This is a genomic window from Olsenella sp. An290 (genome assembly GCF_002159535.1).
Taxonomy (GTDB): domain Bacteria; phylum Actinomycetota; class Coriobacteriia; order Coriobacteriales; family Atopobiaceae; genus Thermophilibacter.
On sequence record NZ_NFIU01000010.1, the window covers coordinates 14,881 to 33,542 of the forward strand.

At 70.4% G+C, this 18,662-nt stretch carries 17 protein-coding genes; 12 read left to right on the plus strand and 5 right to left on the minus strand.

Features of this window, described 5'->3' with window-relative positions:
• The first annotated feature begins 119 nt into the window (after positions 1-119).
• Positions 120-1,106: a GH32 C-terminal domain-containing protein gene (locus tag B5F84_RS06695; RefSeq protein ID WP_087322082.1), complete on the plus strand. Its 987-nt coding sequence runs from the start codon at positions 120-122 to the stop codon at positions 1,104-1,106.
• Positions 1,107-1,279: 173 nt separating this feature from the next.
• On the opposite strand, the gene mscL is transcribed toward B5F84_RS06695, so the two are convergent.
• The 3 genes from mscL to B5F84_RS06710 all read right to left on the minus strand — a co-directional run bounded on the left by mscL (position 1,280) and on the right by B5F84_RS06710 (position 3,940).
• On the minus strand, positions 1,280-1,765 hold the full coding sequence (gene mscL / locus B5F84_RS06700; protein WP_087322084.1) for a large conductance mechanosensitive channel protein MscL: 486 nt from the start codon (positions 1,763-1,765) through the stop codon (positions 1,280-1,282).
• A 63-nt stretch (positions 1,766-1,828) separates the two neighbouring features.
• Positions 1,829-2,302: a D-aminoacyl-tRNA deacylase gene (dtd, locus tag B5F84_RS06705; protein WP_087322085.1), complete on the minus strand. Its 474-nt coding sequence runs from the start codon at positions 2,300-2,302 to the stop codon at positions 1,829-1,831.
• Positions 2,303-2,395: 93 nt separating this feature from the next.
• The gene (locus B5F84_RS06710) at positions 2,396-3,940 is read right to left on the minus strand and encodes a carboxypeptidase M32 (protein WP_087322088.1); all 1,545 of its coding nucleotides are present in this window, start codon (positions 3,938-3,940) and stop codon (positions 2,396-2,398) included.
• Between the two features lie 264 nt (positions 3,941-4,204).
• Here B5F84_RS06710 and B5F84_RS06715 point away from each other — a divergent pair, with 264 nt between their 5' ends.
• On the plus strand, positions 4,205-5,158 hold the full coding sequence (locus B5F84_RS06715; RefSeq protein WP_087322090.1) for an ROK family protein: 954 nt from the start codon (positions 4,205-4,207) through the stop codon (positions 5,156-5,158).
• A gap of 99 nt (positions 5,159-5,257) precedes the next feature.
• Entirely contained in the window at positions 5,258-5,719 is a 462-nt protein-coding gene (locus B5F84_RS06720; RefSeq protein WP_087322091.1) for a fructose PTS transporter subunit IIA, read from the plus strand.
• Positions 5,720-6,060: 341 nt separating this feature from the next.
• On the opposite strand, the gene B5F84_RS06725 is transcribed toward B5F84_RS06720, so the two are convergent.
• On the minus strand, positions 6,061-6,912 hold the full coding sequence (locus tag B5F84_RS06725) for a class II fructose-bisphosphate aldolase (RefSeq protein WP_087322093.1): 852 nt from the start codon (positions 6,910-6,912) through the stop codon (positions 6,061-6,063).
• Between the two features lie 351 nt (positions 6,913-7,263).
• On the opposite strand from B5F84_RS06725, the gene B5F84_RS06730 reads away from it, so the two are divergent.
• The 7 genes from B5F84_RS06730 to B5F84_RS06760 all read left to right on the plus strand — a co-directional run bounded on the left by B5F84_RS06730 (position 7,264) and on the right by B5F84_RS06760 (position 13,590).
• Entirely contained in the window at positions 7,264-8,055 is a 792-nt protein-coding gene (locus tag B5F84_RS06730; RefSeq protein ID WP_087322095.1) for a DeoR/GlpR family DNA-binding transcription regulator, read from the plus strand.
• The gene (locus B5F84_RS06735) at positions 8,052-8,873 is read left to right on the plus strand and encodes an HAD family hydrolase (RefSeq protein ID WP_087322097.1); all 822 of its coding nucleotides are present in this window, start codon (positions 8,052-8,054) and stop codon (positions 8,871-8,873) included. The genes B5F84_RS06730 and B5F84_RS06735 overlap by 4 nt, the downstream gene beginning before the upstream one ends.
• 358 nt (positions 8,874-9,231) lie before the next feature.
• On the plus strand, positions 9,232-9,948 hold the full coding sequence (locus B5F84_RS06740) for a response regulator transcription factor (protein ID WP_087322098.1): 717 nt from the start codon (positions 9,232-9,234) through the stop codon (positions 9,946-9,948).
• A gap of 199 nt (positions 9,949-10,147) precedes the next feature.
• Positions 10,148-11,128 carry an ABC transporter ATP-binding protein gene (locus B5F84_RS06745; protein WP_087322100.1) on the plus strand — a complete coding sequence of 327 codons (981 nt, stop codon included), beginning with the start codon at positions 10,148-10,150 and terminating at the stop codon, positions 11,126-11,128.
• Between the two features lie 5 nt (positions 11,129-11,133).
• On the plus strand, positions 11,134-11,889 hold the full coding sequence (locus B5F84_RS06750) for a hypothetical protein (RefSeq protein WP_087322102.1): 756 nt from the start codon (positions 11,134-11,136) through the stop codon (positions 11,887-11,889).
• Positions 11,890-11,899: 10 nt separating this feature from the next.
• Positions 11,900-12,670, plus strand: a complete 771-nt coding sequence (locus B5F84_RS06755) for a hypothetical protein (RefSeq protein ID WP_087322104.1) — start codon at positions 11,900-11,902, stop codon at positions 12,668-12,670.
• Positions 12,671-12,672: 2 nt separating this feature from the next.
• Positions 12,673-13,590, plus strand: a complete 918-nt coding sequence (locus tag B5F84_RS06760) for a HAMP domain-containing sensor histidine kinase (RefSeq protein WP_143786069.1) — start codon at positions 12,673-12,675, stop codon at positions 13,588-13,590.
• On the opposite strand, the gene B5F84_RS06765 is transcribed toward B5F84_RS06760, so the two are convergent.
• Positions 13,578-14,123 (minus strand): TetR/AcrR family transcriptional regulator, encoded by a 546-nt coding sequence (locus B5F84_RS06765; RefSeq protein WP_087322108.1) that lies wholly within the window; start codon positions 14,121-14,123, stop codon positions 13,578-13,580. The two genes, B5F84_RS06760 and B5F84_RS06765, sit on opposite strands and share 13 nt — an antisense overlap.
• A 162-nt stretch (positions 14,124-14,285) precedes the next feature.
• On the opposite strand from B5F84_RS06765, the gene B5F84_RS06770 reads away from it, so the two are divergent.
• Together B5F84_RS06770 and B5F84_RS06775 are read left to right on the plus strand one after the other, a co-directional pair.
• Positions 14,286-14,987: an ABC transporter ATP-binding protein gene (locus B5F84_RS06770; protein WP_087322110.1), complete on the plus strand. Its 702-nt coding sequence runs from the start codon at positions 14,286-14,288 to the stop codon at positions 14,985-14,987.
• Positions 14,988-15,034: 47 nt separating this feature from the next.
• The gene (locus B5F84_RS06775) at positions 15,035-18,604 is read left to right on the plus strand and encodes an FtsX-like permease family protein (RefSeq protein WP_239378301.1); all 3,570 of its coding nucleotides are present in this window, start codon (positions 15,035-15,037) and stop codon (positions 18,602-18,604) included.
• Positions 18,605-18,662 lie beyond the last annotated feature (58 nt).

Here is an 18,662-nt window from a genome sequence, read left to right on the forward strand (position 1 = left end):
CCACGTGATGCACATCGAGAGCCCGCTCGCCTGCGAGGTCGAGGGGCGCACGCCCTGCGTGTGGGCGCACTGGACCACGCGCGACTTCGTGCGCTGGCACCGCGAGCCTGGACGCCGAGATGACGCGCTTTGGCGAGAAGCGCCTGCTCATGACCAACGACGACTTCCCGGCCTCGATGACCCAGCACGTGCGCGACCCGCAGGTGATCGAGCGCGACGGGGCAACGTGTATGCTGCTCGGCGCGCGGACGCGCGAGGACGTGGGCTGCGTGCTGGTCTATCGCGGCGACGACCTCGCGCACTTCTCGCTCGCGAACACGCTGGAGACGGCCGAGAAGTTCGGCTACATGTGGGAGTGCCCGGACCTGGTGACGCTTGGCGGGCACGACTTCCTGCTCTGCTGCCCGCAGGGCATCCCGCACGAGGCCCACCGCTTCCAGAACGCGCACCAGTGCGGCTACTTTGCGCTGGACGGCGACTTTGCGAGCGACGCCGCGGTGGGGGAGTTCCGGCAGTGGGACTTTGGCTTCGACCTCTACGCGGCGCGCACGCTCAAGGGCGCGGACCGGACGCTGCTCATCGGCTGGCTGGGCATGGCGGAGACCGCCTACGGCACCACGCCGAGCCGCGCGGACGGTTGGGATCAGGTCATCGCGATGCCGCGCGAGCTCTCGTGGGAGAACGGGCGCATCTACCAGCGGCCGGTCCGTGAGATGGCGCGGCTGCGCGGGGAGGGGACGGCCTTCTCGGGCGCGGCGTCCTTCCGTGGCCGCCACGTCGAGCTGGACGTTGAGGTTGAGCCGGGGACGCCCCTCGAGCTGCGGCTGCGCGAGGACTGCGCGCTCACGTACGACCCGGACTCGGGCGAGCTCGTGCTGCGCATGGGCCCTGTCTGCGGCGCGGGGCGCGACGAGCGTCGGATGCTGCTGGGCGAGCTCACGCGGCTGCAGGCCTTCGTGGACGACACCACGCTCGAGGTCTTTGTCAACGACGGCTGGGCCACCATGACGAGCCGCCTCTTCGGCGCGGGCGACGAGGTCCGCGTGGTGCGGCTGGACGGAACGGGAACGTTCTGGCCGATGCGCGGGTTCACGGTCGAGGGGTAGGCCGCCCGCTCGAAACCCCCGGCGTTCTGCGCGGCGTCCTTCTCGCCACCTTTGGCCTTGCGAGAAGGACGGCGCGCACCGCACGGCATTGACGCAAAGAAGGCGCCGCCCGACGCAATGCCGGGCGGCGCTCATGAGCATCTGTCCTGTCGCCTTTGTCAGGCGCGTCGGGACTAGGCCTCGATCTTCTCGCCGCAGTGCGGGCAGCGGGTGGCGCCGGCCTTGACCTCCTCGAGGCAGTACGGGCAGTGCGGCGCGGCGGCCTCCTCTGCAGCCTCCTCGGCGGCGACCTTCTTGGCCACGGCGTCCATGCGCTCGCGCATGGTGTTGAGCGCCTTGACCATGCAGAAGACCACGAAGGCAATGATCAGGAAGTTGATAATGGCGCCAATGAACGTGCCGAGGTCAATGTACTCGGGAGCGGCCTCGGTGCCGGGGACCATCCACTTGAGGCCGGCGATGACGTTGCCGGCCTGGTCTGCCGCGCCGCCGGTGGCGGAGCTGGTGATGGCGGTGATGGCGTGGATGCCGGGGGTGATCAGGTTGGTCACGAGCGAGTTCACGATCGCGGTGAACGCGCCGCCGACGATGATGCCGACGGCCATGTCCATCACGTTGCCGCGGGCGATGAACTCCTTGAACTCATCAACGATCTTCATGGACGGGCCTTTCTGCCTTGCCTGCAAAACCCAGCAATCATATCAGGGCGACGTAGCGTTGCCTCAAACGCCAGATGAGGCCCAGCCAAGCTCGTCGGTGTCAAGCAGCACGGTGAAGGGCCCGTGGTTCACCAGGCTCACGCGCATGTGCGCGCCAAAGACCCCGCGACCCACGCGCTCGGCTCCCAGCTCGGCCTCCGCGAGCTCGCAGAACCGCACGTAGAGGCGCTCGGCGAGCTCGGGCCGCGCGGCGCCGGTGAAGGAGGGCCGGTTGCCGCGCCGGGCGTCGGCATAGAGCGTGAACTGGCTCACCACGAGCACGTCGCCGCCGGTGTCCACGAGCGAGCGGTTGGTCCTGCCCTCCTCGTCCTCGCAGATGCGCAGGGCGGAGACCTTGCGCCAGAGCCGCTCGGTCAGCGCCTCGTCGTCGGTGGGCGCCACGCCGAGCAGGATGAGGTAGCCCTCGCCGCAGCTGCCCACCACGGAGCCCTCCACCTCGACCTGCGCGCGCTCAACGCGCTGAATCAGTGCCCTCATGCGCCCCTCCCGTCGTCTCCTCTAACCTGTCCCGTTTTCTCTGAGAGAAAAAACACGTCCCCAAATTACCCCCAAATTACCAAATTACACAAATTACAGGCGATAGAGGGCGGAGAACTTCTCGGTGAGGTAGTCGGTGTAGTAGACGGGGGAGAACGGCTCGCCGCACGCGGCCTCGATGAGCTCGCCGGAGTCCTTGGCGCGACCCCAGCGCCAGATGTGCTCGCACAGCCACGCGCGCACGGGGGCGAGCTCCCCCGCCGCGCACGCCCCGTCAACGTCCACGCCGTCGCGCACCATGGCAACCTTGAGCTGGGAGCCAAAGGCCGAGCCAAGCGCGTAGGTGGGGAAGTAGCCGAAGGAGCCGCCGGACCAGTGCACGTCTTGGAGCGCGCCGAGGGTGTGGTTGGGCACGGTGACGCCGAGGTAGTCGCGGTACTTCTGGGCCCAGAGGCCGGGGACGTCGGCCGCGGTGGCCTCGCCCGCAAAGAGCAGCTGCTCGATCTCGTAGCGCACGAGGATGTGGAGCGGGTAGGTGAGCTCGTCGGCCTCCGTCCGCACGAGCCCGGGCTCGACGCAGTTCTCGGCGCCGTAGAGCTGGTGGGCGGTTACGCGGCCAAACTGGCCGGGGAAGTGGCGGCGCAGCTGGGCCAGGAGCGGCTCGGCAAAGGCCTCCGAGCGTCCCACGATGTTCTCGAAGAAGCGCGACTGCGCCTCGTGCATGCCCATCGAGGTGCCCCCGGCAAGCGAGGTGCCCGCGTAGGCCGCGTCGACGTTCTGCTCGTAGAGGGCGTGGCCGCCCTCGTGCAGGATGGAGAAGACGTTGGAGAGCACGTTGTCGGCGTAGGCGTGCCCGGTCACCACGACAAAGTCGCGCGAGATGCCCGAGGTGAACGGGTGCTCGGCGCGCCCGATCCAGAGCGCGCCCTCGTCGAGCCCCTCGAGCCGCGCGAGGTCCGCGGCCAGGCGCCACTGGCGCTCCTCGTCAAAGGTTCCCGCCACGCAGTCGCGGCTCGGCTTGCGCCGGCTGGCCATGCAGTCGGCCAAAAGCGGGACCACGCACTCCTTCACGTGCGAGAAGAACCGGTCGTAGAAGGCGCGGTCCGTCCCCCACTCGAACTCGTTGAGCCAGACGTCGTAGGGGTCCTTCTCGGCGTTCTTGTACCCGGCCATGCGGCGCATGGCCTCGACGATGCGGTCCACGTAGGGCGCGAAGCTCTCCCAGTCGCCGGCGGCCTTGGCGCGGTGCCAGACGTCCTCGGCCTCGACGGTGAGGAGGCTGAAGGCGGCCTGCTCCTCGGCGGGCACGTCAAGCAGCGACGCCCGGTCGCGCCGGAGCACGCGGATCTGCGCGAGGCGCTGCTCGCCCACGAGCTCGGGCTCCTTCTCGAGCCGGTCGAGGAGGGGGCCGACGGCCGGGTCGCAGAGCGTGCGCACGGAGAGCTCCTGCAGGCAGGAGAGCGCCTTGCCGCGCTGGGCGGTGGCCTTGGGCGGGTCGATCACGGAGCCGAGCGACCCCACCTCGCCCGAGGCATAGGAGAGCGAGAAGAGCGTGCGCTCGAGCGCGTCGAGCGCCTCCATGTCCGCGCGGGGGTTGGCGAGCGCGGCGTTGAGCGTCGTTTCCGGGGTGTCTGCCATGGCTCCTCCTTCGTCGGGCGCGCGGGGTTCGCGCGGCGGGTTCTCCCAAAAGTGTACCCGTCCGACCGGCTGGGGCCCCAGACCCGCATTCTGCGCCTAAAACGCCCACAGCTCGCCTGCGGAAACGTATCATCGGAGCATGACAGGTTCAGGCTCGCCCGAGGTGCGCGCCGCGCGCGGGGCGCAGGCGGCGCGTGTGCGGTACGCGCGCGGCGTACACGCGTGGTGCGCACCCAAGGCGCGAGGGCACGAAGGAGGCTTCTCATGGACATGGTTCTGGGTATCGACGTTGGCGGGACGAGCATCAAGGCAGGGCTGTTCACGCCCGAGGGCGAACTCCTCGAGGAGCGCAAGATCCCCACGCCCGCGCTCGTCAGCGAGGCTGCCTACGCCACGGTGACCGGGGGCATCGCCCGGATCCTTGCGGCGCACGACGCCGTGCCGGAGGACGTCATCGCGTGCGGCCTGGACATCCCGGGCCCCGTGGCCGATGACGGCACGGTGGGCTTCCTGCCCAACATCCAGCTCGACCCCGAGGGCCTCGTGAGCGCGGTCAGCTCGGTCTTCCCGCGCGCGACGGTGGCCTTTGTCAACGACGCCAACGCGGCCGCCCTCGGCGAGATGTGGGCGGGCGTGGCCACCGAGGTCTCGAGCTACGTGCTCATCGCGCTGGGGACGGGCGTGGGCGGCGGCGTCGTCGCCAACGGCAAGCTGGTGGCGGGCGCCTTTGGCGCGGGCGGCGAGATCGGCCACATCACCGTGAACCGCGAGGAGCCGCTCACCTGCGGCTGCGGGCGGCACGGCTGCCTCGAGCAGTACGCCTCCGCCAAGGGCATCGTGCGCCTCTACCTTGACGAGTGCGCGCGCCGCGGCGTCACCCCCGTCGAGGTCGAGCACGCCACCGACACCCTCTCCGTCTTCCGCGCGCTCGCGGGCGGCGACGAGTGCGCGCGCATCGCCGTTCAGCAGATGTGCGACTACCTTGCCCAGGCGATGGCCCAGATCTCCTGCGTGGTCGACCCGGCCATGTACCTCATCGGCGGCGGCGTGGCCGGCGCGTTTGCGACCTTCGCGCCGGAGCTGCGCGAGCGCTTCTCCGCCTATGCGCTTCCCACCTGCAAGGACGTGAGGATCGAGGCCGCGAGCCTCGGCAACCGGGCGGCCATGTACGGCTGTGCGTACGAGGCGCTTCGCCTGCGCGGGGAGAGCGTCGGCTAGGGGCCGTCGGTGGTATCCTGTTCCTGAAAGTCCGACGCTCCCGCGGGGCACGGCGCCTCGCGAGGCCGCGGCGAAGAGGCCGCAGAGTAAGGAGTCATCATGAGCGCGTTCGTCTCCGAGTCCAACGTCATGCTCGAGTGCCCGGCCACCACGGTCGACGAGGCCCTCGCCGCCCTTGCGGAGAAGGCCGTCTCGGCGGGGTTCGCCGACGATGCCGCCGCTCTCGTCGACGCCTTCAAGGCGCGCGAGGCCGAGGGCACCACGGGCCTCATGGGCGGCTTCGCCATCCCGCACGCCAAGTCGGACGCCATCCGTGAGGCGGGCGTCCTCGTGGCGCGCTTCCCGGCGGGCGTGAGCTGGTCCTCCATGGACGGCAAGCCCATCACCTGCGCCATCGCGCTGCTCACTCCCGCCTCCCAGGCCGGGACCACGCACCTCCAGCTGCTCTCGCGCGTCGCGGTCATGCTCATGGACGAGTCCGTCCGCGACCAGCTCTCCGCGGCCTCCGACGCCGCAGAGATCGCGCGGCTCCTCAACGAGGCGCTCGAGAAGAACGCCTAGCGGCCGAGCGGCCACATGCCCGCACGTCCCGGGGCCCGGCGCGCCGACGCGCCGGGCCCCTCGCGTGAGCGCGTGGGTGCGTGGCCGGCGGGCCGCGCGCTTGCGATTAACGCACATAATCTGCTTTCGTTTCACATATCCGCAGGTTGCCATTACGGAAAAGTCAGATTTTGTGCGTTAATCAGGGGTCCGGCCGAGAAGAACCCCCGCCGCCAGCGGTTCCCGCCCGTGCCCCGGCGCCCCTCTCTCCCGCCGCGCCCGTCCGGCCCGCCCGGCACGCCCGCCGGCCACAAAAAAGGGCCCCGCGCAGCCGCGGGGCCCATGCACGATGCGAGCTCAGGCTACGCGCGGCCCACAGAACCGAGGTTCTCCATGCGGATCTTGACAATCTTGGTGATCTCGGCCATGCCCGGCTTGGCCGGCTTCTTGGGATCGAAGGCGCCGGGGTTCTCGGCCATGTAGCCCATGAAGCCGCGCATGTAGGCCTGACGCAGCTCGGTGGCGTAGTTGACCTTGCAGATGCCGTTCTTGACGGCCTCGGCGACCTGCTCGTCGGGCACGCCGGAGGTGCCGTGGAGCACGAGCGGCACGTCGACGGCGGCGCGGATGGCCTTCACGACCTCCTGCTCGATGTGCGGGGTCTCAGTGTAGACGCCGTGCGCGGTGCCCACGCCAATGGCGAGCGACGTGCAGCCGGTGCGCTCGACGAACTCGCGGGCCTCGTCGGGGTCGGTGTAGGGGTTCTCGCCCTCGACCGCCGGGCCGTCGTCCTCCTTGCCGCCGACCTTGCCGAGCTCGGCCTCGACGGGCACGCCCATGGCGCGGCCGGCGTCGGCGACGAGCTTGGTGAGGGCGATGTTGTCCTCGAAGGTCTCGTGGGAGCCGTCGATCATGACGGAGGTGTAGCCCGTGCGCAGGGCCTGCATGCAGCGGTCATAGCCGTCGCCGTGGTCGAGGTGCAGGGCCACCGGCACGCTCGCGCGCTCGGCCGCAGCCTTGACCATGCCGTAGAAGTAGTCCAGGCCGGCAAACTTCACGGTGCCGGGCGTGGTCTGCATGATCACCGGGGACTTGGTCTCCTCGGCGGCCGCGAGCACGGCCATGACGAACTCGAGGCTCTCGATGTTGAAGGCGCCGACCGCATAGTGGTTGGCCTGGGCGTCAAGAAGCATTTCCTTCGTGGTGACGAGCATCTGCTCTCCCTTCCACACGCCGACAGGCCCGGTGCCTCTCGGCTCAAACCGCATGTCAGGCCCTATTGTACGAGCGTTTGCGGCTCCGTGCGCGCGTGAGCGGCGGCAGGCGGCGGTCTGCCGGGCGCAGAAGGAAAGGAAGCGCAGGCCGTTTTCCCCGACGGGCCGCGCGTGAGTGCCCTCGGCGAGGGAGAGCGCCGGGCGCGACGTTACGATTTGCCAAAACGCAAGAAAAGACGCTGTGATATTTTGTCTAAAAGGAAAGAAAAGACAACACAATTCGTGCACAACTCCTGCGGAGCGTGGAAAAGTGACAGTCCCCTTTCCACGCACAAGAAGAACGGAGGCCCGATGGACGCGACCTCACCGGAGGAACGGCGCGCCGCCATCCTTGACATGCTCGACCGGGCGACGTCCGTGCAGGTCACGCAGCTTGCCGACGCCTTTGGCGTGAGCCGCGTCACCGTGCGCGGCGACCTCGACGCCCTGGCCCGCGACGGCAAGCTCCGCCGCACCCACGGCGGCGCCGTGTCGCTCTCCAAGACGCTCACGGTGTCCGTCCAGGACCGGCGCGTCAACGTGAACGCCGAGGCCAAGCGCGCCATCGCACGACTTGCGGCCCCGCTTGTGGAGGACGGGGACGCCGTGCTCGTGGACTCGGGCACGACGGCCCTCGAGCTCGTTCGCGCCATCTCGGGGCGGCGCGGGGTCACCGTGGTCACGGACGACTTCACGATCGCCGACTACGTGGACCGCTCGGCACCCTCGCTCGACGTCATCATGCTGGGCGGGAGCCTTCGCAAGGGGCATCGCTACACGGCGGGCCCGCTCGCCCTGCGCACGCTCGAGCAGCTGCACCCGGACAAGGCCTTCGTCACGCCCACCTCCTACGTGCCCGGGCGCGGCCTCATGACCAACAACCAGGACATGGCCGAGCTCAAGCGTGCTTTTCTGGGGTGCGCGACAAGGGCCTACGTGCTCATGGACCGGAGCAAGGTGGGCGCGCCGGGACTCCTCTGGTTTGGCACGCTCGCGGAGGTCGAGGCGGTTATCATGGACGCGGACCCGGAGGGGCTCGTGGGCGCGGACGCGTCCGAGCTTGGGTGCCACGTCATCTGCGGCATGGGGGAGGGGACGGCATGAGCGCGCCGGTACGGCTCATCCTCACGGACATCGACGGCACCATCCTGTCGCGCGGCCAGCGTCGGGTCTCCGAGCGCACCGTGGCGGCGTTTCACGCGGCGCTCGATGCGGGCATCTACGTGGGTCCCGCAAGCGGCCGCGGCTACCCGTGGATTCCGGAGTTCTTTGGCGGGGACGCGGCGTGCTGCGCCACGGCGCTCGCGACCAACGGCATGCAGGTCTATCTGGGTGGCGAGTGCGTGCTCGAGCGCACGCTCGATCCGGGCGCCCTCGAGCGCCTGCGCGCCATCGTGGCGGGCACGCCGGGCGCGGGCCTGGTCTGCTTTGACGACGCGACGCCGCTGCTCGTCGAGGGCTCGCTCGACGTGCTCGCCGCGCACTTCCCGGCCTACGCCGAGCGCTGCCGCGTGACGCGCGAGCTTCCCGACTTTCCCGTGGTGAAGGCCAACGTCTTCACGGGCGCGGGGGAGGCGGCCGCGGCCGAGCTCGTTGCGCGCCTCAACGCCGAGGTGCCCGAGCTCGACGTGGACCGCGCGATGCCCACCTACTCCAACATCATGCCGCATGCCTGGAACAAGGGCGCCGCGGTGAGGTGGGTGGCCGAGCGCCTGGGCGTGGGGCTTGACGAGGTCGTGGTCTTTGGTGATGCCGACAACGACCTGCCCATGTTCTCAGCGGCGTGGCACGCGGTGGCAGTTGAGGGCGCCACGCCCGAGGCGGCCGCCGCCGCGCGCTGGCACGTCGGCGCCTGCGAGGACGACGCCGTCGCCGCCGCGATCGAGACCCTTGCGTCGGGCGGATGGCCGTTCGACCACTAGCCCGCGCGTCCCGCGGCGCGGCAGGCACGCCCGCGCGGCGGAGCTGCCCGGCTTCCTCGGGCGCCATTGCCAGCGCTCGGCCCGCGGGTGCCGCGCGGGGCCGCTCTTTTGCCGCCACTATGAACTGTTGGGTACTTTTTCGGGCACCTCTTAAGTACTGCCTGGGAGGTGTCATTTCTCTACCTGCTCAAACAGAGCCCTAAAAAAGTTGGGTACTCGCGGATGCCGCAAAAAAGTGCACAACACTCGTCCGGGTAGCCTTCGGGGGCGGTCGCGGCGCCCGATTCGGCCCCGGAGGCCCGACGGTTCGGCCGCCGGCCCGTGCGTCACCCGGCGCGGCCGGGTCTATACTGTCCCCATGGACACGCGCGCCGACAGCCCCCGCGTCCTCGTGGTCGAGGATGACGCCGCGCTCTCCGAGGTGGTCTGCGACTTTCTCGGAGGGGAGGGCTACGCCTGCGTGCCGGCGTTCTCCGGCACCGAGGCCCTGCTGCTCGCCGAGCGCGCAGGCGAGAAGAGCCAGCCCTTTGACCTCGTGATCTTGGACCTCATGTTGCCGGGCGTCCCCGGCGAGGAGCTCGTCGGGCGGCTGCGGGACGCGGGCATGGGCGCGCCGGTGATCGTGACCTCGGCAAAGTCTGCCGTGACCGACCGCGTGGGCCTTCTGCGCCTGGGCGCGAGCGACTACCTGGTCAAGCCCTTCGACCTTGACGAGCTCCTGGCTCGCGTGGAGGTGCAGCTGCGCGGGCGGGGCGAGGGAGCGCCCGCGCGGGGCTCCGCAACGCTGCGCTTTGGCAGGTGGGAGCTCGACCCTGCGGCGCGAGCGTTTGCCGTTGACGGCGCGCCGCTGCGGCTCACCCGCACCGAGTTTGGCATCCTTGCCGCCATGATGTCCGAGCCCGGGCGCGTCTTTACCAAGCGGGCGCTCTTTGAGCTGGTTGCCGGCGAGGAGGCCCTTTCCGAGGAGCGCACCATCGCCACGCACGTGAGCAACCTGCGCGCCAAGCTGCGTCCCTCCGGTACCGACGCCTACCTTCAGACCGTCTGGGGCATCGGCTTCAAGCTCTCCGCGTAGCGCTGTGCAAGGGGGGCGGTGTGCAAGGGGGACAGTCACTTTTGCACGCTGGAAACGCGTGCAAAAGTGACTGTCCCCCTTGCACACCCCCTGCACACCCCTTGCACACCCGCGCTTCTTGTCGAAGTCTTGTAGGTCTCTGAAGGGTTTGCCCACACTTCCCGGGTACGCTGATTACAACCTGAGGAAGGGGGGCGCCATGGCAGCAAGCGCAATCAAGACGTCCGGTCTTAGCAAGTCCTTTGGACGCGGGGCGGTCCGCGCCGTGCGCGACGTGAGCCTCGAGGTGCCCGCGGGCTCGGTCTTTGGCCTCGTCGGCAAGAACGGCGCCGGCAAGTCAACCCTGCTCAAGCTCATCTCCGGCCTCATGCGCCAGGACGCCGGCACCGTGAGCGTGCTCGGGCGCCAGCTGCGCCCCTGCGAGTCCGACCCGCGGCTCGGGGTGCTCGTGGAGGCGCCCGGCGTTTACGGCCGGCTCGACGCCTTCGAGAACCTCATGAACCGCGCCTTGGTCCTGGGCCTGCCGGACCCGCACCGGGCCTGCAGGGAGGCCCTCGCCGCCGTCGGGCTCGACGAGCGCACGGCCGGAGACGGCCGTCGCCGCCTCCTCTGGCCCCGCGGCACCTACGTGGACGACCTCTCCTCCGGACAGCGCCAGCGACTCGGCGTTGCCCTGGCGCTGCTTGGCAGCCCCGAGGTGCTGCTCCTGGACGAGCCGCTCAACGGGATCGACCCCGCCGGGGCTGCCGAGCTGCGCGACCTGTTCGCCCGCCTCAGCCGCGAGCGCGGCGTGACCGTCGTCGTGAGCTCGCACGTCCTCTCGCACCTCGAGCGCATCTGCACGCACTACGGCATCATGCGCGGCGGCGCCCTCACGCGCACCCTCACCGCCGAAGAGCTGGCCGACGCCTGCGCCACCTATCTCATGCTGCGCGTGGACGCGCCGGAGCGGGCGGTGGCCGTGCTTGCCGAGGAGCTCCCCGGCCTCACGGTGCGCGTGCTGCCCGACGACGCCCTGCGCGTGAGCGCGCCGGGCGGCGGCGAGCCGGACCGCGCCGTGCTCTCCCAGGTCCTGCTTGCCGCGGGCATCGCCGTGACGGAGCTCTCCGTCTCCCGGCCCGACCTCGAGGCCGAGCTCGTGCGCGCCATCGACGGCGCGCCGGGCGAGAAGGACCGGTGAGTCCCATGACCGCTCTCGGAAACCAGCTCCGCGCCACGCTCTACCTTGCCTCGCGCGACGCCTACGTGAAGGGCGCGCTCGCGCTGCCGGCGCTCATGCTCCTGCCCACGCTCGTCATGCACGCCTGGGATGGGGGGAGGGGCTACGTCACCGTCACCTTTGAGTACACGTTCGCCGGGCTCCTCGACACGGCCGTCGTCTTTGGCACCGCGTTTGCCGTGAGCGGCCTGCTCCAGCACGGGTGGGACCATCACGGCTGGCGCGCGAGCGTCGTGGCCGAGGGCGGGCGCGCGGGCTTTGTGGCGTCCCATGTCATTCTGGCGGGCGTCCTCGCCTGTGCCCTGACTCTCTGGGCGTGCCTTTTGGGGCTTGTCGTGGCGGTCGTGCCGGGCGTCGCCTTTGACGGGACGCCGCTGCCCGAGCTTTTTGCCCTCACGTTTGTGCGCCTGCTCGTGGGCTGGGCGTTCGCTGTCGTCTGCCTGGTCTTTTCTGTCGGCGGGCGCGGCCTGGGGTGGACGATCGTCGTGACCTACCTCATCACGCGGGGCGCCCTGGGCAGCACGCTCAAGTGGGTGCTCTTCCTCGTCACCGGCTTTGCGCGCGTGGACGTCACGGAGGCGCTTCTCGACCCCCTCATGCTCCATGGCCTCGTGGAGAGCTTTGCCATCACCGACCCCGTGCGCTTCTTCGCCCTTCCCCTCGTCTATCTCGCCGCTTCGTCCGCCCTCTTCTACCTGCGCGTGATGCGCAGCGATGCGTGAGGTGATCAGCATGGCAAACCAGATCAGGTCCGCCCTCTACCTGCTCCGTCGCAACGTCTATCTCCTCATAGCCCTGCTGCTCGTGCTCGCCCAGGAGGCGTGCGTCGCGTGGCTGGGCGCGCACGGCGCGAGCTTTGGCGGCCAGGACTCGCTGATCGGGCTCTTTGCGACCCCCTTCATCTGCTGCTTTGCCGCTGTGGGCGTGACGGCGGAGGACGACGCGGCCTGCGGCCTGCGGTCGGCGACCTGCGCGCAGGACGGCCGCGCGCGCTACGTGGCCGCGCGCTTTCTGGCCGTCGCCGTCTCCACGGCGCTCGTCTTTGCGGTCACGCTGCTCGCCGACCTGGCGATGGCCGCGGTGGGGCACCCGGAGCTCTCGCTCGTGGTGTCGGCGCCGGCCATGCACGCGCCCTCGCGCCTGCTCGCCCAGTACCTCTCCGTCCTGGCATACGCGGAGCTCGTCCTTCTTGTGGGGCTGGCGGCAAGAAGGGCCGCCGTCTCGCTGCTCGTCGCGCTCCTGCTGGGGATCCCCCGCCTCTCCATGACCCTCCTGCTCGTCGTTGCGAAGTGCCTCTCCGTCTTGGACGCCCCGCACCTCGACGTCGCGGCGGTCATGGACGTGCTCAGGAACATCCTGCCCATGCAGGCGTTCGTGACCACGGTCACGTTCCCCGGGGGCGTCCAGCCCGTTGGGTTCATGGGCGGGTGCCTGGTCCCGCTCGTGTGGCTCGCGGCCCTCTTTGCCCTGGCCCGCGCCCTCATGGCAAGGCGGGCGGTGTGACCATGCGCGACCGGCCTCTCGCGCCATCGGCGCGGCGCGACCTCGCGGCTCTCTCAGAGCTGCTCGACCGGGCGGCCGTGGCCCCGGCCGCCCGGGCGCGCCTCACGTCCGCAGACCCCGCCGTGGCCGGGCTCGCCCGCGCGATCGACCGTCACCTCGACGCGGACCTCGAGCGCGACCTCGCTCGCCGCCGCGCCGACGAGCGCTTCCGAGAGCAGCTCGCCGCGCTCTCCCACGACATCCGCACGCCGCTCGCGGGCGCCCAGGGCTACCTGCAGCTCGCTCGTCGCACGACGGACCCCGGGCGCGTCGCGCGCTACCTTGACGGCGTGGAGGAGCGCCTTGCCGCCATGCGCGCGCTCACCGATGACCTCTTCGCCTACGCCCGCGCGGCAGACCCGTCCTGGCGGCCGGAGCTCAAGCCCTGCGACCTCGCCCTGGTCGTTGCCGACGCGCTTGCCGCCCGCTACGAGGCCTTCGGCGAGCGCGGCTGGGAGCCGGACGTGCGCCTTGACCGGACCTCGCCTGCGCTCGCCGCACCGGACGCCCTTGCGCGCGTGATCGACAACCTGTTGGAAAACGCCCTTGCGCACGGCTCCGGCGCGCCGCTCGTGCACGTGGCGGGCACGGCGCTCACGGTGAGGAACCCCGTCGCGCCGGCGGACGCCGCCCGGCTCGACCCCGCGCGCCTCACCGAGCGCTTCTACCAGGGCGACGCCTCGCGCGCCTCCGGCGGCACCGGGCTCGGCCTCGCCGTCGCCCGCGCGCTTGCGGAGGCCATGGGCGGCTCGCTCTTGGTGGGGGTGAGCGACGGGGACGCCCCGCTCTTCTCGGCACGCCTTGAGCTGCGCCCGGCGGGCGCACCGGCACCGGCACCGGCAAGCCTCGGCGAGGCTCCGGCCGCCGCCTACAGCACGTAGCGCACGAGCAGGTTGATGAGCTGGTCGATGGGCATGGGGTCGTCCTCCGCGGTCCAGGTGCGGATGGTGGACACCACGCCGGAGAGGTAGAACTCGCGGACCACGAGCTCCGCCTGCTCGCCGAGGGGCTCCTCCGGCAGGAAGAAGCGGTCGACGAGCGGGGAGATGATCTCCTTGAGCCGCCGCGTGAAGGCGGGGTCGCCGTGCTCGCCCAGGAGCACCTTGGTGAAGCGGCGCGACTTCTGGGCGAGGCGCAGGATGAGCCCCATGTGCTGGGAGAACTCGAGGCGCTCCCCCTTGAGCAGGCGCTCGTTGACCAGGTGCTCGATCACGCCGAGCACCCGCCCCTCGATCTCCTCGAGCAGCTCGTAGACGTCGTGGTAGTAGAGGTAGAAGGTCGCGCGGTTGTAGCCGGCCCGGTCCGTGATCTCGCGCACGGAGATCCTCTCCAGCGGCCGCTCCTCGTAGAGCTCCCAGAACGCCTGGCGAAGGTTGGCCCGCGTCTGCTCCGTGACCTGCGGCTGCTTCCTCATGCCTGCCCCCAAGCTCTGTGACGGTCCCAAGGAGCGCGCGACACTTGCGCGCCTCGTGTCGAGCGGATGGCTCGCCGCGCCCCCACCGTCAGTATACTTCTTGTTAGACAACACGCTGTCGAGCAATGCGCCCGGAGGGCGCCCGGCGGGAGGGGAGACGCGATGCCCTACATCGAGTTCACCGATGTCGTGCGCACCTATGGCGAGGGCGGCGCCAAGATCAACGCGCTCGACGGCGCGAGCTTTGTCGTGGAGCAGGGCGAGCTCGCCGTGATTCTGGGCGCGTCGGGCGCGGGCAAGACCACGGCCCTCAACATCCTCGGCGGCATGGACTCCGCCACGTCGGGCACCGTGGTCGTGGGCGGGCGCGACATCAGCACCGCCACCGAGTCCGAGCTCGTGCTCTATCGTCGCGCGGACGTGGGCTTTGTCTTTCAGTTCTACAACCTCGTGCCCAACCTCACGGCGCTCGAGAACGTGGAGCTGGCCACCCAGATCTGCCCGGACTCGCTCGACCCGGCCGAGACCCTGGCCAAGGTGGGCCTCGCCGAGCGCCTGAACAACTTCCCGGCCCAACTCTCCGGCGGCGAGCAGCAGCGCGTCTCCATCGCGCGCGCGCTGGCCAAGAACCCCAAGCTGCTGCTGTGCGACGAGCCCACGGGCGCCCTCGACTACCAGACGGGCAAGCAGATCCTCCAGCTCCTCCAGGACATGTGCCGCACCGAGAAGATCACGGTGGTCATTGTGACGCACAACGCGGCGCTCGCGGACATGGCCGACCGCCTCATCCGCTTTAAGAGCGGCCGCGTGACGGACATGACGGTCAACCCCGACCCCACCCCGATCGCCCAGATCGAGTGGTAGCCGTGCGCGGCCGGCGCCACATCTCATCCGCCTTTGCCAGGGGCGCCGTGCGAACGGTGCTCGGGAGCCTCAAGCGCTTCTTCGCCCTGGTGACCATCACCGCCCTTGGCGTGACCATGCTCGTGGGCCTGCGCGCCGCCTGCGCCGACCTGCGCGAGTCCGCCGACGCGTTCTTTGACGCCCAGCAGCTCTTTGACGTGCGGGTGCAGTCCACGCTCGGCCTCACGGACGAGGACGTGGCCGCGCTCGCGGCGCTGCCGGGCGTGGAGAGCGCGGAGGGAGGCTGGACGGAGACCTGCTACACCCAGGTGGGGTCCTCGGCCGAGAAGGTCGACGTCAAGGCGCTCTCGCCCAACGGGCTGAACGAGCCCGTGGTCCTGGAGGGGCACCTCCCCACGCGCGACGACCAGGTCGCCGTCACGGAGCGCTTCCTCAAGGAGTCGGGCCTCTGCCTGGGGGACACCGTCACCTTCCGCGGTGCCGACGACGCCTCCGGGGACGGCGCGCCAGATGACGAGAAGGACCTCGACGTGTCCGGCGAGGGCGCGTCCGCGGAGGTCTTCGAGCGCAAGGAGTACACCATCATCGCGTCCGTGCTGGACCCGATGGAGATCAACGCGGGCGAGGGCACGATGTCCTTCCGCTCCGGGGGGAGCTCGCAGTACTCGTTCTTCGTCCTGCCCGACTGCGTGACGGCGGAGGCCTACACCGTGGCCTACGTGCGCGTGGAGGGGGCGGAGGAGCCGCTGTGCTACGCGGCGGGCTACGAGGCGACCGTGGACGCGGTGAAGCAGCGCGTCGAGGACGCCCGCGCCGAGCGGGAGCGGGCGCGCGGCGAGGGGCTGCGCGCGGACGCCACGGCGCAGGTGGACGAGGCGGAGGCCGACGCCCTCTCCGAGCTCGGGGCGGCCGAGGACGAGCTGAGGGACGCGCAGGCCCAGATCGACGACGGCCGCTCCGAGCTCGACGCCGCCGAGGCCGAGCTCTCCTCCCAGGAGGCCGAGGCGCACCGCCAGCTGAGGGACGCGCAGACCCAGATCGACAACGGCCGCTCCGAGCTCGACGCCGCCGAGGCCGAGCTCCGCGCGAGCGAGGCGCAGGTCGCGGACGGCCTCGCCCAGATCGCGGCGGGGCTCGGCTGCTCGGTCGACGGCATTCCCGCCGCGCTCTCGTCCGCGCACGACCAGCTCGTCTCCTCGCGCGCGAGCATCGAGGCGAGCGCCTCCATGCTCGCGGGCGTGGCGGCGGGCGCCTGGCCGGCGGACGCCTGGGCGCGCCTCTCCTCCGCCACGACCGCCTCCGACGCCGAGGCCGCGGCCGCCGAGGTGAGCGCCGTCATCGACCCCTTCGTCGCCGAGGCGACGTCCTCGATCGACGCGATCGTGGCCTATCTCCGCTCGCCTGAGTTCGAGGAGGCGATGGGGCGCTACGAGGACGCGTGGGAACGGCTGCCCGAGGAGGTGCGCGCGCGGATCGAGGGGCTCATCGCCGAGGCGCCCGAGGGCGTCCAGGACGCGCTGCGCCAGGTCCTCTCGGTCACGCCCGATCAGATGGCGGGTACGCTCCAGAGCGTGCGCGACATGGTCGCGCAGCTCACGCAGCTCGCTCCGGGCATGGCGCAGGTCGTGTCCGGGGAGGCCCAGCTCGCCGAGGCGCGGTCCGGCTACGACCGGCTTGCCGCGGCCCGCGACCAGATCGCCGACGGCTGGGAGCAGGTCGAGGCGGGGCGCGCCGAGCTCGACGCGGGCGCGAGCCAGCTCTCCTCCGAGCGCGCGAGCGCCCTCGCCCAGATCGCCGACGGCTGGGACCAGATCGAGGGAGGGCGCGCCGAGCTCGACGCGGGCCAGGCGGAGCTCGAAGAGGGGCGCGAGTCCCTCGAGCGGGAGCGCGAGGACGCCCTCGCCCAGATCGCCGACGCGCGCGCCGAGGTCTCCGACATCCCGGACGCCACCTGGTACGTGCAGGATTGCTCGAGCCTCTCGAGCTACGCCTCCGTCGACTCGGACGCCTCCTCCATCGAGGCCCTCGGCGCCGTGATTCCGGTGGTGTTCTTTGCCGTCGCGGTGCTCATCAGCCTCACCACCATGACGCGCATGGTCGAGGAGGAGCGCGGGCTCATCGGCGTCTACAAGGCGCTCGGCTACGGTCGCGGCAAGGTCCTGTCCAAGTACGCGCTCTATGCGCTGGCCGCCTGCGCCCTCGGCGGCGTCGTGGGCAACGCGCTCGGCTTCGTGGCCCTGCCCGCCATCCTCTTCACGTTCTTCTCGACCATGTACGCGCTGCCCGCGTTCTCCTTTGGGTTCGACCCGCTCTGGGCGCTCGCCTCCTCGGCCCTCTTTGCCGCCGGGATCGTGGGCGCGACGCTGTTCACCTGCTGGCGCGAGCTTCACGAGTCTCCCGCCGAGCTCATGCGCCCCAAGGCGCCCAAGGCCGGGTCGCGCATCTTCCTGGAGCACGTGGGGCCCGTGTGGCGGCGCCTGAGCTTCCTCAACAAGGTTACGGCGCGCAACATCTTCCGCTACAAGCGCCGCTTCCTCATGACGGTGTTTGGCATCGCCGGGTGCGTGGCGCTCCTCGTCACGGGCTTTGGCATCCGCGACACCGTGCTCTCGCTCTCCGGCCGCCAGTACGGCGACGGGGGCGTGACGCGCTACGACCTCATGGTCGTGTCCTCCGCAGACGACCTGCCCGCCGTCTCGGACGACCTCGTCGCGGACCCCGAGGTGGAAGACGTCCTCGCCGTCTACACCGACAGCCTCACGGTGAGCTTTGGGGACCGACGGGAGACCATGCAGCTCATGGTGGTGCCCGAGGGCGAGGCCAGCCGCCTCTCCGACTACGTCCGCCTGACCGACGAGGCGGGCGCCGAGCTCTCCCTGCCCGGGGACGCCGCCCTCATCACCAAGAACGCCGAGCAGGTCATGGGCTTTGCCGTGGGCGACGAGCTGGGCCTTCAGGACTCCACGCTCGCCGAGGGCGCCGTGGCCGTGGGCGGGGTCGTCCTTAACTACCTGAGCAACACGATCTTCATGACGCAGGGGGCCTACGAGGAGGCCTTTGGCCGGGCGTTCGAGGCCAACGGGCTCCTCGCGCACCTCTCGGGCACCCCCGACGAGCAGATCGCGCTCTCCGAGCGCCTCACCCAGGACGGCAGGCTGCTCTCCGTCCTCTCCACGCAGAAGCTCGTGCGGGACTTCTCGAGCGCGTTCACGCTCATCAACACCGTGGTGTACGTGGTCATCATCCTGGCGGCGGCGCTCTCGCTCACGGTGGTCTTCACGCTCTCCAACACCAACATCTCCGAGCGCGAGCGCGAGCTCGCCACGATCAAGGTCCTTGGCTTCAAGCGCCCCGAGGTGCACCGCTACATCAACAAGGAGACGCTCATCCTCACGGGGATCGGCATAGCGGCGGGCCTGCCGATGGGATACGCGCTCGCGCGCAGCCTCACGTGGATCTTGCGGATGCCGTCGCTCTACTTCGACGTGGTGGTCGAGCCGCTGACCTACGTGCTCTCGGCGTCACTGGCCTTCGTCTTCACGCTCATCGTGAACGTGGTCACCAACCGCGCGCTTGACCGCGTGGACATGGTGGGGGCGCTCAAGTCGGCGGAGTGAGCGCGCAAGGCGTGCAGAGGCGTGCAGGGGGGCGTTCAGGGGGGACAGGCACTTTTGC